The 13,367-nt window shown below is 73.1% G+C and carries 12 protein-coding genes; all 12 read right to left on the bottom strand.

Going from position 1 to position 13,367, the window contains the following annotated elements:
- Positions 1–150: 150 nt before the first annotated feature.
- The 12 genes from ectB to ACWF79_RS03770 all read right to left on the bottom strand — a co-directional run bounded on the left by ectB (position 151) and on the right by ACWF79_RS03770 (position 12,918).
- Positions 151–1,422, bottom strand: a complete 1,272-nt coding sequence (gene ectB / locus ACWF79_RS03715; RefSeq protein WP_453726592.1) for a diaminobutyrate--2-oxoglutarate transaminase — start codon at positions 1,420–1,422, stop codon at positions 151–153.
- A gap of 218 nt (positions 1,423–1,640) precedes the next feature.
- Positions 1,641–1,847 carry a hypothetical protein gene (locus tag ACWF79_RS03720; RefSeq protein ID WP_453726411.1) on the bottom strand — a complete coding sequence of 69 codons (207 nt, stop codon included), beginning with the start codon at positions 1,845–1,847 and terminating at the stop codon, positions 1,641–1,643.
- A gap of 186 nt (positions 1,848–2,033) precedes the next feature.
- A complete protein-coding gene (locus ACWF79_RS03725) occupies positions 2,034–2,300 on the bottom strand; it encodes a hypothetical protein (protein WP_453726412.1) in 267 nt (88 codons plus the stop codon).
- A 137-nt stretch (positions 2,301–2,437) separates the two neighbouring features.
- Complete coding sequence (locus ACWF79_RS03730) at positions 2,438–3,559, bottom strand: hypothetical protein (protein WP_453726413.1); 1,122 nt, start codon at positions 3,557–3,559, stop codon at positions 2,438–2,440.
- Positions 3,556–5,223 (bottom strand): methionine--tRNA ligase, encoded by a 1,668-nt coding sequence (locus tag ACWF79_RS03735; protein WP_453726414.1) that lies wholly within the window; start codon positions 5,221–5,223, stop codon positions 3,556–3,558. The genes ACWF79_RS03730 and ACWF79_RS03735 overlap by 4 nt, the downstream gene beginning before the upstream one ends.
- A gap of 78 nt (positions 5,224–5,301) precedes the next feature.
- The gene (gene epsC, locus ACWF79_RS03740) at positions 5,302–6,147 is read right to left on the bottom strand and encodes a serine O-acetyltransferase EpsC (RefSeq protein WP_453726415.1); all 846 of its coding nucleotides are present in this window, start codon (positions 6,145–6,147) and stop codon (positions 5,302–5,304) included.
- A complete protein-coding gene (locus ACWF79_RS03745; RefSeq protein WP_453726416.1) occupies positions 6,134–7,345 on the bottom strand; it encodes an NAD(P)/FAD-dependent oxidoreductase in 1,212 nt (403 codons plus the stop codon). The genes epsC and ACWF79_RS03745 overlap by 14 nt, the downstream gene beginning before the upstream one ends.
- Entirely contained in the window at positions 7,342–7,785 is a 444-nt protein-coding gene (locus ACWF79_RS03750) for a cupin domain-containing protein (protein WP_453726417.1), read from the bottom strand. The genes ACWF79_RS03745 and ACWF79_RS03750 overlap by 4 nt, the downstream gene beginning before the upstream one ends.
- Before the next feature lie 94 nt (positions 7,786–7,879).
- Positions 7,880–9,223, bottom strand: coding sequence for a SidA/IucD/PvdA family monooxygenase (locus tag ACWF79_RS03755; protein WP_453726418.1), 1,344 nt, complete (start codon positions 9,221–9,223; stop codon positions 7,880–7,882).
- Positions 9,224–9,288: 65 nt separating this feature from the next.
- The gene (locus ACWF79_RS03760; RefSeq protein WP_453726419.1) at positions 9,289–10,656 is read right to left on the bottom strand and encodes a lysine N(6)-hydroxylase/L-ornithine N(5)-oxygenase family protein; all 1,368 of its coding nucleotides are present in this window, start codon (positions 10,654–10,656) and stop codon (positions 9,289–9,291) included.
- Positions 10,657–11,100: 444 nt separating this feature from the next.
- On the bottom strand, positions 11,101–12,102 hold the full coding sequence (locus ACWF79_RS03765) for a helix-turn-helix transcriptional regulator (protein WP_453726420.1): 1,002 nt from the start codon (positions 12,100–12,102) through the stop codon (positions 11,101–11,103).
- A gap of 21 nt (positions 12,103–12,123) precedes the next feature.
- Positions 12,124–12,918: a hypothetical protein gene (locus ACWF79_RS03770; RefSeq protein WP_453726421.1), complete on the bottom strand. Its 795-nt coding sequence runs from the start codon at positions 12,916–12,918 to the stop codon at positions 12,124–12,126.
- Between the last annotated feature and the right edge of the window lie 449 nt (positions 12,919–13,367).

The following is a 13,367-nucleotide window of genomic DNA, read 5'->3' on the forward strand; positions in this document are numbered from 1 at the left end:
GCCTTCCTGGCCCCCGCACCGGCGGTGGTGCGCCCCGCGGGGCGGGCGGCAGAAGGAGTGTGTCGGTTCGGGAGCCGCCATGTCAGCAGGTCAGGGCGGCACAAACGAGCGGTGGCATCTTTGTGCCGCCTGCCCGCCGCGGCGGGACGCTCAGAGGCACTCGCGCACCGACCGGGCCAGCAGCCGCAGCCCTTCGTCGAGTTCGGCCGGGGAGATGGTCAGCGCGGGGAGCAGCTTGACGACCTCGTCGTGCGCGCCGGACGTCTCGACGAGCAGGCGGTGGTCGAAGGCACGGCGGGCGATGCGGCCCGCCGCGGCCTTGTCGCGCATCTCCATGCCCCAGGCCAGGCCGCGCCCCCGGACGGAGACGACGGCGCCGGGGTGCTCGGCGGCGATCTGCTCGAGGCCCGCGCGTACCTGCTCGCCCCGCAGACGGGTCTGCTGCTCGAGCCCGCCGTCGGCCCAGTAGGTCGTCAGGGCGGCCGTGGCGGTGACGAAGGCGGGGTTGTTGCCGCGGAAGGTGCCGTTGTGCTCGCCGGGCTCCCAGATGTCGAGTTCCTCACGGAAGAGGCAGAGCGACATGGGCAGTCCGTAACCGGAGATGGACTTGGAGAGGGTGACGATGTCCGGAACGACGCCGGCGTCCTCGAAGGAGAAGAAGGCGCCCGTGCGGCCGCAGCCCATCTGGACGTCGTCGACGATCAGAAGCATGTCGTGGCGCCGGCACAGCGCGGCGAGCGCGCGCAGCCACTCGGGGCGGGCGACGTTGATGCCGCCCTCGCCCTGGACCGTCTCCACGATGACCGCCGCCGGGTGGTCCAGACCCGAACTCGGGTCGGCCAGCATCCGGTCGAAGGCGGCGAACGGATCGTCGGTGTCCGTGTATCCGTCGAAGGGGATGTGCGCGGTGTGGACGAGCGGCACGCCCGCTCCGGCCCGCTTGCGCGCGTTGCCGGTCACGGCGAGAGACCCCAGCGACATGCCGTGGAAGCCACCGGTGAACGAGACGATCTGCGACCGCCTCTTCACCTTGCGGGCCAGCTTGAGCGCGGCCTCGACGGTGTTGGTGCCCGTGGGGCCCGGGAACATCACCTTGTACGGCAGGCCGCGCGGTTCGAGGATCAGGTCCCGGAAGGTCTCGAGGAAGCGGCGCTTGGCGGTCGTCGACATGTCCAGGCCATGGGTGACACCGTCACGCTCCAGGTGATCCAGGAGAGCGCGCTTGAGGACGGGGTTGTTGTGGCCGTAATTGAGTGCTCCCGCGCCGGAGAAGAAGTCGAGGTAATCGTGGCCGTCTTCGTCCGTCAGCCGGTTGCCGCGGGCCCGGTCGAAGACGGTGGGCCAGCCGCGGCAGTAGCCGCGGACCTCGGACTCCAGCGTCTCGAAGACGTTCGCCGCCGGCACGAAGGCGCGGGGGGTCAGGGTCGTGACCTCGCGGGCGGCCGAGGCGGGAGCGGGATAGGTGATGCTCACGGAAAGCTCCTGAGAGGCGATGCGAGTGATGAAGGCGGAAAGACAGGCGGTGAGAAAAGGCGGTGAGGAAGGCCGGGACGCATCGGTCGGCCGGACGCACCGGTCGGCCGGGAGACCGCCGGGATCGGAGACGGCGACCGATCAGGAGACGGCGCGAGGTGCGTGGGTCAGGACCAACCCTGGTCGGGAGCCGGGCCGTCGGCGAGGATCCGCACCGTGCCGTCCTTCGGGACCGAGGACCAACCCTGGTCGTCGGGGCGGGGGGTGACGGAGGACCAGCCCTGGTCCGTGCCCACCGCCGACACGACGGAGGCGCCCGGGCCGAGCGACAGCGTGGCGAGCAGGAGCGCGGGGACGGCGGCGTAGCGAAGCATGACCAACTCCTGTGACGTGAAGGGAGGTTCAGCGCGAGATCCCGACGGAATCCGCGGTGTCGCCGGACCGTCGTTCCCGTGCGGCGATGTCCTTCAGCTTTCACCAGCCGAGGGCCCGCGTCACCGTCTGCGGGCTGGCACAAACCTTCGCTGACACGACTGTGTCAAGGCGGTCGATCCTGCCGCTCAGGCCTCGACGACGCGCCACCCGGACAGCTCCGCCTCACCGGCCAGCGCCTCGGCGCACAGCGACAGGCAGTGTGCGCGCGCCGCCGCGGGATCGGGCGCGAGAAGGAACAGCACGCCGACGGCGCCGCCGCGTGAGGTGTGGACGCGGACGTGTTCGGCGCTGTGGTGGGTGGTGACCGCCCGCTGCAGAGCGGTGCGCAGCAGCTGTGCCTCGTCCGGGGTGACCGGCCTCGGAGCGGCGATGCGGAAGGCTACGAGTTGCATGGTGCATCGATGCTGGCACGGTGCGGCCGGTGTCCACCGGTACGCCGAGGTGGCGCCTTCGTGCCATGGCTAGAAGATGACACGGTGTCGCTCCGTCTCCGCCCATGAACTGGGCATATTCAGTGGCTGATAACCGCTCACGGCCGGCCAGGCTCCTGCGTGGCCGAGGCCACGGGGCCGGTCCTGGCACGGAGGTGCCGCCGACGCACCGCCGCGGCTGCCGGGAGGGCGAGGACGGCCGCGGTCGCCGCTCCGGGGAGCAGCAGCAGAGTGGCGGCCGGTACGTCGGCGAGGCGGGCGACGGACAGGACGGCGGCGGCGATCGCGGCCGCGGCCCAGACGCCGGTACGCGCGGCGCCGGGAGTTCCGTCCCGTCGCGCCAGGAGCGCCCAACGGGCTCCGCAAGCGGCCAAGTTGGTGGCGCAGTAGGTGGTGAGGACGAGCGCGGCGGCCGCACCGGCCACGGGGGCCGCCCAGGCGGCGTCGGGTCCCGGACGCGGGGAGGCGAGGAGCAGCGCGAGCAGCGCGGCGGCCACCGCCGGGCCCCGTAGCAGGCGTATCAGCGCCGTCCGGCCGGGCGGCAACGGCGGTACGTCACCCTCGGCGCCGACCCAGGCGAAGAGCACGACCAGCGTGGCCGCCGCGTCCCAAGCCGCGCCCCACGCGGTACCCCACGCCGTACCCCACGCTCCACCGTCCGGCAGTCGTCCGTCGAGGCTCAGCAGGCCGGGCAGGGTCCACCAGCCTGCTGTCAGCAGCAGTACGGCGGCCAGCCGCAGACGGCGGCCGCGCGGACCGGGCAGCCGTCCGGCCGCGGCCGCCCCGGCGCCCACCGCGAGCACCCCGGCCGCCACCGCGCCCGCCGCCGGCCCGTCGGCGGCGAACTCGCCGGCCGCCCCCGCCACCGCAGCCTGACCGCAGGCGATCCCCGCGAAGTAGCAGGCGTGGACGGCCCGTCCGGCGCGCGGCCCGTACACGTCGGTGACGAGTCCGGCGGCGCCCCGGCCGCGTGTGCCGCCCGCCCGCGCGATCAGTACGTGCCAGGCGAGCAGCACGACCGCCACCACCAGCGCGGCGGCCTGCGTGCCGGGCCGGCCCGCGAGGGCGGCCGGGACCAGCAGGGTCCCGGCGCCCGCGACGGCGAGCAGGGTACGGCGTGGCGCCAGGTCGTGTCCGGAGAGCCCGGCCCGGCTCGCGGTGTCCGCCCCGGGCGCCGCGCCGGCCGAGGGCGCGGCGGGGTGTGCGGGCGGCGCGCTCATGCGATGTCGTGGAAGAACGCCGGGAGGCCGGCGGGCAGGACCGTTCCGGGCGCCACCAGGCGGGCGTCGCCCTCGGGCCAGGCCGGCATGCGGGTCGCCGGGTCGACCGCGAGACCCAGGTGCTTGGCCAGGTACGCCGACCAGCCCGGCATGATCGCCGCCGAGGAGGTGGCGACGGCCGCGAGCGCCTCGGTGTGGGCGACGAGCCGGCGCGCGTACGCCTCGCCGTCGCCACGGAGCCGCTTCAGCTCCGGCAGGTCCGCGACCGCCAGGCCGATCGCCGCGGCCAGGTCGGTGGCCGCCTGCTGCGGGGAGAACGCGGCGGCGTCCAGGGAGGTGCCCAGTGCGGCGGACAGCTCGGCGGGCACCGCGGCGAGGGGCCCGTCGGCCGCCGTGGGCACCGCGTCGGGGACCTCACCGGCGAAGTCCTCGGCGGTGGCGGCCAGGAGGGCCTGCGTCCACGCTTCGACGCCCTGCACGAGGACCGTCTCGACGGTGGCGGCGAACTCCTTGGCCGCGAAGTTGGTCTGCCGGCGCTCCGGACCGGTCAGGCACAGGTGGAACCGGAGGGCGTCCGCGGAGACCTGCCGCAGGAACTCCCCGCCCCAGACGGCGTGGTCGCGGCTGGTGGAGAACTTCTCGCCCTCCAGGCGGTAGAACTCGTTGATGACGACCTGGCTCGGCAGCGTCAGCCCGCCGTGCGCCATCAGCAGCGCGGGCCACAGCACGGCGTGGGAGAACGAGCAGTCGAAGCCGAGGAAGTGGACGATCCGCGTGGCCGGGTCCGACCACAGGCGCTCCCACTCCTCCGGCTCGCCCTGCGCGGCGGTGAGGCAGGCGGTCGCGGCGACGTAGCCGAAGATGCCGGAGAACCAGGTGTCGAGGATGTGCCCGTCCCAGCCTTCGAGCGGCACGGGGATGCCGTAGCCGGAGCGGCGGGAGATGGGGGTCAGGGGCAGCTCGCTCGCGAACAGGGTGTCGAGGTAGGCGCGCAGCCGGGGCCGCCACTCGGCGTCCTGCTGCGCCTGCTCGTAGTAGGCGAGCAGCTGGTCGCGGTAGTCGGCCAACGGGAAGCAGATGCGTTCCAGTTCGCGGATCTCCGGTGTCTGCCAGCAGGCGGTGCAGCGCGGGGCGGCGAGACCGGCCGGGTCCTGGGGCAGCCCGCAGGCCTCGCAGTAGATGCCGTCGGAGGGCTCGGCGCAGAACTGGCACTCGCCGCGCACCTCGGCCTCGTAGAGTTCGCGGTCGCAGGGCGCGCACCAGAAGACGGGCAGCGTACGGACCTCCAGGCGGCCCTGCTCCCACAGGTCGGTGAAGAACCGCTGGACGATCTCGTCGTGGCGCGGGGTGGTCAGGGGGCGGGTGAACCAGTCGTGGTGCATGGCGCCCAGGGAGAGGGTCTCCTCCATGCGGTCGCCGAAGGTCAGCGCGGCGCGGTGCGCGGTGGAGCCGATCTCGGCGGCCCGGCGCGGCACGTAGCAGGAGTGCTCGTCGGAGTAGCCGACGTAGTGGACGGCGCGTCCGCGCTGGCGCAGGTGGCGGGAGAGGACGTCGGCGCCGAGGAACGGCCCGGAGAGGTGACCCAGGTGGAGGTCGCCGTTGGGGTTGGGCGGGGCGCTCGTGACGATGTAGGCGGGCGTGGCGGCGTTCTGCGGCTGGCTCATGGGGTCCTCGTGACGAGAGAGGGCGGGCGGTTGGCGGGGCCGCGCGGCGGAGCGCGGCAGAGCTGGGGGTGACAGGCCCTAGGAGGCGGCCGTCGGCGGGACGTTGCGGCGGACGGCCCGCAGGGCGGACGGCAGTGCGGCGCGGCCCCGTACCGGGCGGATCCGTACGGGCCGGACGCGGGTCGGTGTGTGCGTGGCCGAGGACTCGGGAGCGGACTCCGGGCCGGACGGACGGACGGCGAGCGGCGAGGACACGGCGGCCGGCCGGTGGACCTCGGCGGTGGGCCGTGGGATGTCGGCGGTCGGCCGTGGGACCTCGGCCACGGGCCGCGTGATCTCGGCGGTGGTCCGGTGGAGTTCGGCAGCAGGGCGGTGGATCTCGGACGGCGGCGCGGTCACCCGGGTGCCCGGCGCGAGGTCGGTGAGGACCACGGAGTGGGCGCCGATCCGCGCGCCCGCTCCGACCGTCACCGAACCGAGGACGCTGGCCCCGGTGCCGATGATCACGCCGTCCTCGACCACGGGGTGCCGGCGCGCCCCCGCGGACCGCCGGAGGTCCTTCCACCAGCCGGCGGAGCCCAGCGTGACCTGGTGGTACAGCATCACGTCGTCGCCGATGCGTACCGTCGCGCCGATGACGACGGCCGTCCCGTGGTCGATGAAGAAGCGGCGGCCGATGACCGCGGCCGGATGGATCTCGATGCCGGTGACGGCGCGCGCGCCCAGGGACAGGGCGCGGGCGGTCAGCCGGTGGCCGCGGGACCACAGCCAGTGCGCGACGCGGTACGTCCACAGCGCCTGGATGTGGGGGTAGAGCAGGACCTCGCGGCGGCTGCCGGCGGCCGGGTCCTTCGCCAGTACGGTCGCGACGTCCTCCCGCATCCGGCCGGCCGCGGCGCGCAGGGCACGGTCACATCTGCGCATACGGCGCCTCCGGAACGATTCCGCGTCCACCGTCGGCGAACCGCTCCAGCCGGTACGGCGCGAGCAGCGGCTGCTCGGCCTTGCCGGCCACGGCCTGCCCGTCGAGGATCTCGGCGGCGGCGAGTTCGGCGACGGCGGGCGCCATCTTGAAGCCTCCGCCGCTGAAGCCGAGGGCCAGGTAGAGCCCGTCGGGCCCGGCCGGGCCGATCACCGGACGCTTGTCGGGGGTGTAGCCGTCGAGCCCGGCGCGGGTGCCGGTGAGCGGCGCGGACGAGACGGCGGGCACCCGGCGGGAGATGGCGGCGAGCGCCGAGGAGAGTTCGTCCTGCGTGAGGGGCGCGACGTCGTGCCCGAGCACGACGTCCGGCTGGGAGGGCACGCCGAAGAAGAGCCGGTCGGTGCCCTCGGGACGGAAGTAGCTGCCCGTGGTGTCGTCGATGCAGGTGGGCACGGAGGTGTCCGCGCCGCGCCGGCCGACGCCGGGCAGGTGCACCTGGGCCAGGCCGATACGACGGGCCGTCACCGGCACGTGCACCCCCAGGCTCGCCGTGGGCTCGTCCCCCCAGGCGCCGCCCGCGAGGACGACGAGCGGGGTGGAGAACCGCCCGGTCGTGGTCTCCACGCCCGTGACACGCTCCCCGGAGCCGTCGGTGAGGACCTCGTGGACGCGGACGCCCTCGTGGATCTCCACCCCGCGAGCCCGGGCGGCGTTCGCCAGGGCGGTGGCCGTGCGGGCCGGGTCGGCGTAGCCGCCGTCGGGCTCGTACGCGGCCGCCGCCACGCCGTCCAGCGTCAGGCCCGGGTAGAGCCGATGTATCTCGGCCGGGTCGATCACCTCGGTGCGGCGTGGCCCGGCCGCCGCGGCGGCGGCCGCGGTGTTGACGGCCAGGGCCTCGGTGTACCGGGGGCCCACGAGCTGGAGGAAGCCGGTGCGCCGGTAGCCGCAGTCGCCGCCGACGATGTCGGCCCACTGCTCGAAGACGGGCAGGCTGCGGGCGGTGAGCTCGGTGTCGCTGTGCACCGTGTGGTGGAGCCGGATGAGGCCGCCGGACCGGGAGGTGGCGCCGTGGGCGGCCACCCGGGCCTGCTCGCACAGCACGACGCGCTCCAGTCCGGCCCCTGCCAGCCGGTGGGCGAGGGCTGCGCCGACGACGCCACCGCCCACCACGACGGCGTCCACGGCCGCTGACCGGCTCACCGGCCCGTCACACCCTCGGCGGCGGACAGGGCGGACGGGGTGGCGCCCGGGTCCTCGATGCCGAACTGTGCTGCCCAGTAGGCGCGTTCGGCGGCGATCGCCTCGGCGCTGCCCCACCAGATGGCGATGAAGCGCAGACGGGAGTCCGTGTCGTTGGTGACGTCGTGGTCCTCGTAGTTGGTGATGAAGACCGCTTCGCCCGCGGAGACCCGGCGCTTCTCGTCGCCGATGCGGATGATCCCGCTGCCCTCCGTGAAGAAGAAGATCTCGTTCTCGTCGTGGGAGTGGGCGGTGGACGTGGCTCCGGGCGCGACGTCGATCCAGGCGCCGCCCCAGAACGGCTCGGCCACGGCCTCCTTCCACGGGAAGATGCGGCGGCCGGCGACGTTGAACTGCTCCTCGAAGGTCATGTCGTCGGGGCCGGTCGAAAAAGTGTGCACGGTGGAACCTCTCGAAGGGTGGGGAGCGAAGGGGTCGGGAGCGAAGAGCCGGGAACGGAAGGTCGGGCGGCGGGCGCGAGAAGGTCCGGGCCGGTCAGACGGCGGCGGGTACGGCCACGGGGGCCGGCGCGGCCGCCCGCTGGCGGGCCAGCTGCTCGCGCAGGTCCCGGTGGACGGCATCGGCCTTCACGGCCATCTGGCTGAAGGAGGTGGCGCTGGCGATGCCGTGCCGCCACTCGGTGAGGCCGTCCAGATAGATCCCCACCTGGCAGGCGTCGGTCGTCACGGCACGGTGGCCGCGGGTGACGACGGGCAGGCCGTCGTCCTCGTACGCGAGCAGCGACGCGAACGGCGCGAGCGGCTCGGGCAGACGCGGCTCGGTGTAGCCCGTGCACAGCACGACGGCGTCCACCTCCAGCTGCTGCTTGACGCCCGTGAACACCTCGGAGGTCTCCAGGACCACGCCGTCGGCGCGCACGTCGACGCCGGTGACCTCGGTGCGGCGGTGCATCGACAGGCGGTGCGCCCCCGTGAGCCGGTCCTGGTAGCTCGCCGTGTACAGGGCGGTGGAGACGTCCGGATCGACGGCGGAGTAGTTGGTCGCCCGCGCCTGGGCGAGGACCTTCTCGCGGGCCTCGCGCTCCAGGCCGTAGACGTACTCGGTCTCCTGGGGGAAGTAGACCTCGTTGCTGAAGTGCCCGAGCTCGTACATGCGGAAGCCGGCGTGGCGCACCAGCGAGTGCACCTCGGCGTTCGGGTCGGAGCCGTGCAGGTGGAGCACGATCTCGCCGGCGGTCTGACCGGCGCCGATCACCGCCCAGCGGACCGGTCCGCCGTGGGCGGGCGCGGGCAGCGCCGCCTTCCGCAGCAGGAACTCGCTCGCGTGGAAGACCCGCTCGCCCGCCGCGTCGCGGAACACCTCGGGGACGTACGGGCGGTGCCCGGTGGCGATCACGACGTTGCGGCCGAGGTCCTCGGAGAGGCTGCCGTCGCGCGGGTCGCGGCTGACGACCCGGGCGGTGCGCACCACTCCGTCGGCGTCGGTGACCGGCTCCACCGCGACGACCTCGCGGTGGTAGGCGGGCCGGCGGCGGACCTGTTCGGCCGCCCACTGCACGTACGCGGACCACTCCAGGCGGCTGACGTATCCGCCGAGCAGGGTGAACTCGTAGAAGCGGCCGCTCTGTTGGAGGAACGGCACGAAGCCGAAGCGGGAGGCGGCGTTCCGCGGGGTGGCCAGGTCACGCAAGAAGTGGTGCTGGATGTCCGTGCCGGGCAGCACCTGCTGGGGCTGCCAGGCCGAGTCGGCGGCGCGCTCCAGGTAGGCGGCGGTGAGCGGCGCCTGCCCGGGGTGGGCGTCGTCGTGGTCCTCGATGGCCGCGGCCAGCGCGATGCCGGACGGGCCGAACCCGGCCACCACCAGGTCGTTGACGTGCACAGTGTCTCCTCTCCCATCGTTGGTGCGCCGGCCTGCGGGCCGGGCGCGTGTCGCGAGGACGTCGGTCACACGGCGACCGCGGCGGGCGTGGCCGGGACCAGCTCGCGGTCGGTGGCGGTCCGCAGCGGTTCGGTACGCGGGGTGCGCCGTGCCAGGACGGCGGTGAGCGAGTCGGCGAGCGTGCCGGCGCGCAGCGACAGGAGGCTGAAGGAGCCGGCGTCGCCGATGCCGTGGCTGGACTCGCACAGGCCGTTCAGGAACAGCGGGGGCAGGGCGTCGGTGGTGTCGGCGGGCAGCAGCCGGTAGTCGGACGCGACCTCCAGGCGGCCGTCCGGCTCGGTGGCCAGGCGGGACACGAGCGGCGCCAGCATCGGCGGGTGCAGCTCCTCGTGGGCGCCGGGGCCCATGTTGCGGAAGCCGGTCGCGAGCACCGCGAAGTCGACGGTGTCGCGTACCCGCTCGCCGGTGTGCAGCTCGCGGAAGTCGATGGTCACGCCGTGGTCGTCGGCGGTGACCGCGGTGGCCTCGTGGTTGCCGCGCACGAACAGCTTCTGCTCGCCGTCGAGTTCCTGCTCGTACATGGCGAGGTACAGCTCCTTGAGCACGTCGCCGTCGGCCGAGGAGTAGTTCGTCGGCTGCATGTACGCGTCGAGCTTGCGCCGGCTCGCCGGGGAGGCCTGGTGGTAGTACGAGGTGAACTCGGGGAAGTACCCCTCCTCGCTGAACGGGCTGGTGTCCTTCAGCCGCAGCGAGTGGGAGCGGGTGTACGTGACGACGCGGGTCTTCGGGAAGCGCCGGGACAGGTCGAGGGCGAGCTCCACGGCGCTCTGGCTGCCGCCGATCACGGCGACCGCCTCCGGGGCGCCGTCCGCCGTCAGGGCGGCCACCTGCGGCAGGTAGCGCGTCAGGTGGAAGACCCGGGAGCTGTGCACCGAGTCGTAGGGGCGGGGGATGTACGGGGTGCGGCCCGGGGCCATCACGAGGGTGCGGCTCAGGTAGCGACGCCCGGACTCCGTGACCACCTCGTACAGCGTCTCGCCGTCCTGCTCGACGGTGCCGACGGAGGCGGCGCGCTGCCCGTAGTCCACGACGTGGGTGAAGTGGTCGGCGGCCCAGCGGATGTAGCCCGCGTACTCCTTGCGCAGCGGGAACTCGCTGGGGAGGTTCAGGTGGCGCAGGAGCCGGCCGTTCTCGTGCAGGTAGTTGAGGAAGCTGTAGCGGCTGCGCGGGTTGCGCAGGGTGACCAGGTCGCGGCTGGGGTGGTTCTGGATGTCCGATCCGTCGAGCAGCATGCCCGGCTGCCAGTCGGGGGCCGGACGCGCCTCCAGGAAGCGGGCGTCGAGCTCCGGGTGCTTCTCCTCCAGCACGATGGCGAGAGCGAGGTTGGCGGGACCGAAGCCGATGCCGAGGATGTCGTGCACCGGTGCAGACACGTACAAAGCGGTCTCCTTTGAATCGAGCGGGACCACGCGGTGGTGTGCGGGGTGTGGGCGCGGAACGGTGGGCCGGGTGACGGGGCGGATGCCGCGACCTGCCCTGGCCGCCTGCCTCGGCGCCCGTGCGCGGCGGCGTGAGCCGTGGGGTGATACCGAGAAGTCTTGCTCGGGCCCGGCTCTCCTGTCACGGCCTGCCGGTGGCACATACCGCCCCTGGCACCGTCGTGCCGTCATCACGGAGCCGCAGCTCAACGTGGGGTGGGGGAGGGCCTGTTGTGTCCGCGCCAGGCGTCGCGGCGCGGGGCGACACGCAGAAGCGCGGCGGTGCCGTGGCAACCGCCGCGCTCTTCTTGCGGGTGACCGCGTCACCCCGCGTTCTTGTCAGGGGTGGCCGCGCCCACCCCGACCTCTTCTTACGGGTGACCGCGTCACCCCGCTCCTCTACAGGTAGCCGCGCTCCATCGCCTTGTGGCCGAGCTGGAAGCGGCTGCGGACGTCGAGCTCCGTCATCAGCTCCGATATGAGGCGGCGTTCGGTGCGCAGCGACACCCCGAGACGGCGTGCCGCGGCCCCGTCCGTGCACCCCTGGGCGAGCAGCCGCAGCAGCTCGCGGTGGATCGACGCCGGGTCGGCGAGGCTGCGGCTCGGCGGATCGCCGAGCGGCCGCGCGCTCTCCCAGACCGCTTCGTACAGGGCCATGCACACGGCCACCGCGCCTCGTTCGCGGATCACGGCGGCCCCCCGGGAGCTGTCCTCGGGGTCGAGCGGGACGAGGGCGACGGCACCGTCCACGATGTGCATGCGCATCGGCATCGCGGCCGCCGTGCGGATCTGGTTGCCGTGCGCCACGTGCCACTCGGCGTGCTGCACGCTGGCGGGGTCGTTGCGGATGCTGTCGTGATAGACGGTCCTGGCCTTGATGCCGCGGTCGATGAGCTGTTGTGCGATGGGCAGGCTGGCGGCCCGGTTGTCGGCCGGCTGCCCGCCGCCGGGAGCGAGCGAGGCCGTCTCCCGTTCGGCCTGGTCCGCCAGCTCGGCGATCTTGCGGCGGACCGCCTCCACGCCGACGAGCCTCTCCACCCCGTCACGGTCGAGCCGGTCGTCCTGCCCGCCCGACGCCGCGCCGTAGCCGGTGATGAGCGCGGCCGCGGCCGCCCGGCTCTCGGCGAGCTGCTGCTGCTGACGCGCCAGCTCGGCGGCCTGCCGGCTGAGCAGCAGGTCCATGGCGATCTGCGGACTGACGACGCGCACTCCGCCGGACTCGCCGGGCGGCGGCGAGCACAGGAGCGACAGGTCGGCCAGCTCGTCGAGGCCTTTACGTATGCGCTCCTCCGGCCAGTCGAGGTCGACCGCGAGCGCGGCCACCCCGAGATCCGGCCGGGCGAGCATGGTGCGGTACAGGGTGTCCGATTCCTCGGTGAGGCCAAGTGTGGTGAGAGCCACGAATTCCCCCGGTCTGAGCGGTCAGCGTGCCGTAAATATAGGAGTCCAGCGGCCTTCGTAGCGGAGCTCGGGTTTCCGGAAGCCGGAGAGAGGGGTCAGACTCTTCCCGTCCAGGCCGACCAGGACCAGCTGGTTACGGAACTCGCCCTTCCCGGGGTCGCACTGCGCGGGGTCGCACCGCCAGGCGATGAGCGCGTCGTCGTCGGCCCAGGCGAGCAGTTGCTGCCCCGGGACGACCGCGGCCCGCTTCCCGCTCTTCGCGTCCCGTACCTCGGAGACGATCTGGCCGTTCTCGCCCACGAACTCACCCGTGGCCAGCTTGCCGTCGGGAGAGAGGACCGCACCCGGGAAGCCGAGGTCCGCCTCCAGCTTCGGGGTGGGCGCCTCCTTGCCGTCCACGCCGTAGAAGACCTTGCGGGCCTTGTTGTTCCAGGGCTCCCACAGCAGCGCGCCGTCACGGCTCCACATGAGGTCCTGCCGGCCGCCGCCGACGCTGAACCCGTGCTCGTTCTTCCTCGTCGGGCGCTCGGCGAACGTGGCCTGTCCTGAGGCGACATCGATGACGTAGAAGCCGGAACGGCTGGGCTTGGGGCCCGGCACCATCTTGTCGTTGAGCTGGTACGACGCGTCCTTGAACAGGCCGTCCGGACTGAGGCCGTACGTGGTGGCCACGAGCCGCCTGCCGTCCGGTGCGAACTGCACGCTGCCGACGGCCTTGTCGACCTTGATCCAGCGCTCCACCTTGTCCGTGGCGAGGTTCAGCAGTCCGATGCGGCGGACGGGCAGATCACGCTCGAGCACCGCGGCGGTCTTCATACCCGGAGCGACATCCAACCAGGCCCAGTCCGTTTTCTTGTACTGGCCGGTGGCGGTGTTCAGCAGGCTCCATCGATAGGTGACGACCCCGTTTCCGTCGGGCCGCTTTTCCGCACTTGCCGAGAAGTACGCCGAGACCGCGACATTCCCCGCGGCGATGAGTTCCCGCGGGGGAGACTGATCCGGATGTGCCTTCACATCGGAGGCGGGAAATGCGCTCGGGCGCTGCTTCTGCGTATCACCGTCGTCGACGACCAGCGATAGGGCGACGGTTGCCGCGACCACGGCCGCGACAATGCCGGCCAACCCGAGATTACGCGCCTTACGGGAGCGACCTGCCGGAGGAAACTGCTCGCCGTTCATGTCGGGAGAGGGCACCTCTCGTGCTTCCTCCTCGCGATTCTCGGGGACCAGCTGTTCGGACTTCATGGCCGTGCCTCCATCGACAA

This window comes from Streptomyces sp. NPDC054975, assembly GCF_053609105.1.

What these genes read in the sequence shown, in the direction of transcription:
- ACWF79_RS03720 (WP_453726411.1), bottom strand. Translation starts at nt 1,847, where the DNA reads ATGCTTCGCTACGCCGCCGTCCCCGCGCTCCTGCTCGCCACGCTGTCG.
- ACWF79_RS03735 (WP_453726414.1), bottom strand. Translation starts at nt 5,223, where the DNA reads ATGAGCCAGCCGCAGAACGCCGCCACGCCCGCCTACATCGTCACGAGC.
- ACWF79_RS03725 (WP_453726412.1), bottom strand. Translation starts at nt 2,300, where the DNA reads ATGCAACTCGTAGCCTTCCGCATCGCCGCTCCGAGGCCGGTCACCCCG.
- ACWF79_RS03730 (WP_453726413.1), bottom strand. Translation starts at nt 3,559, where the DNA reads ATGAGCGCGCCGCCCGCACACCCCGCCGCGCCCTCGGCCGGCGCGGCG.
- epsC (WP_453726415.1), bottom strand. Translation starts at nt 6,147, where the DNA reads ATGCGCAGATGTGACCGTGCCCTGCGCGCCGCGGCCGGCCGGATGCGG.
- ACWF79_RS03770 (WP_453726421.1), bottom strand. Translation starts at nt 12,918, where the DNA reads ATGAAGACCGCCGCGGTGCTCGAGCGTGATCTGCCCGTCCGCCGCATC.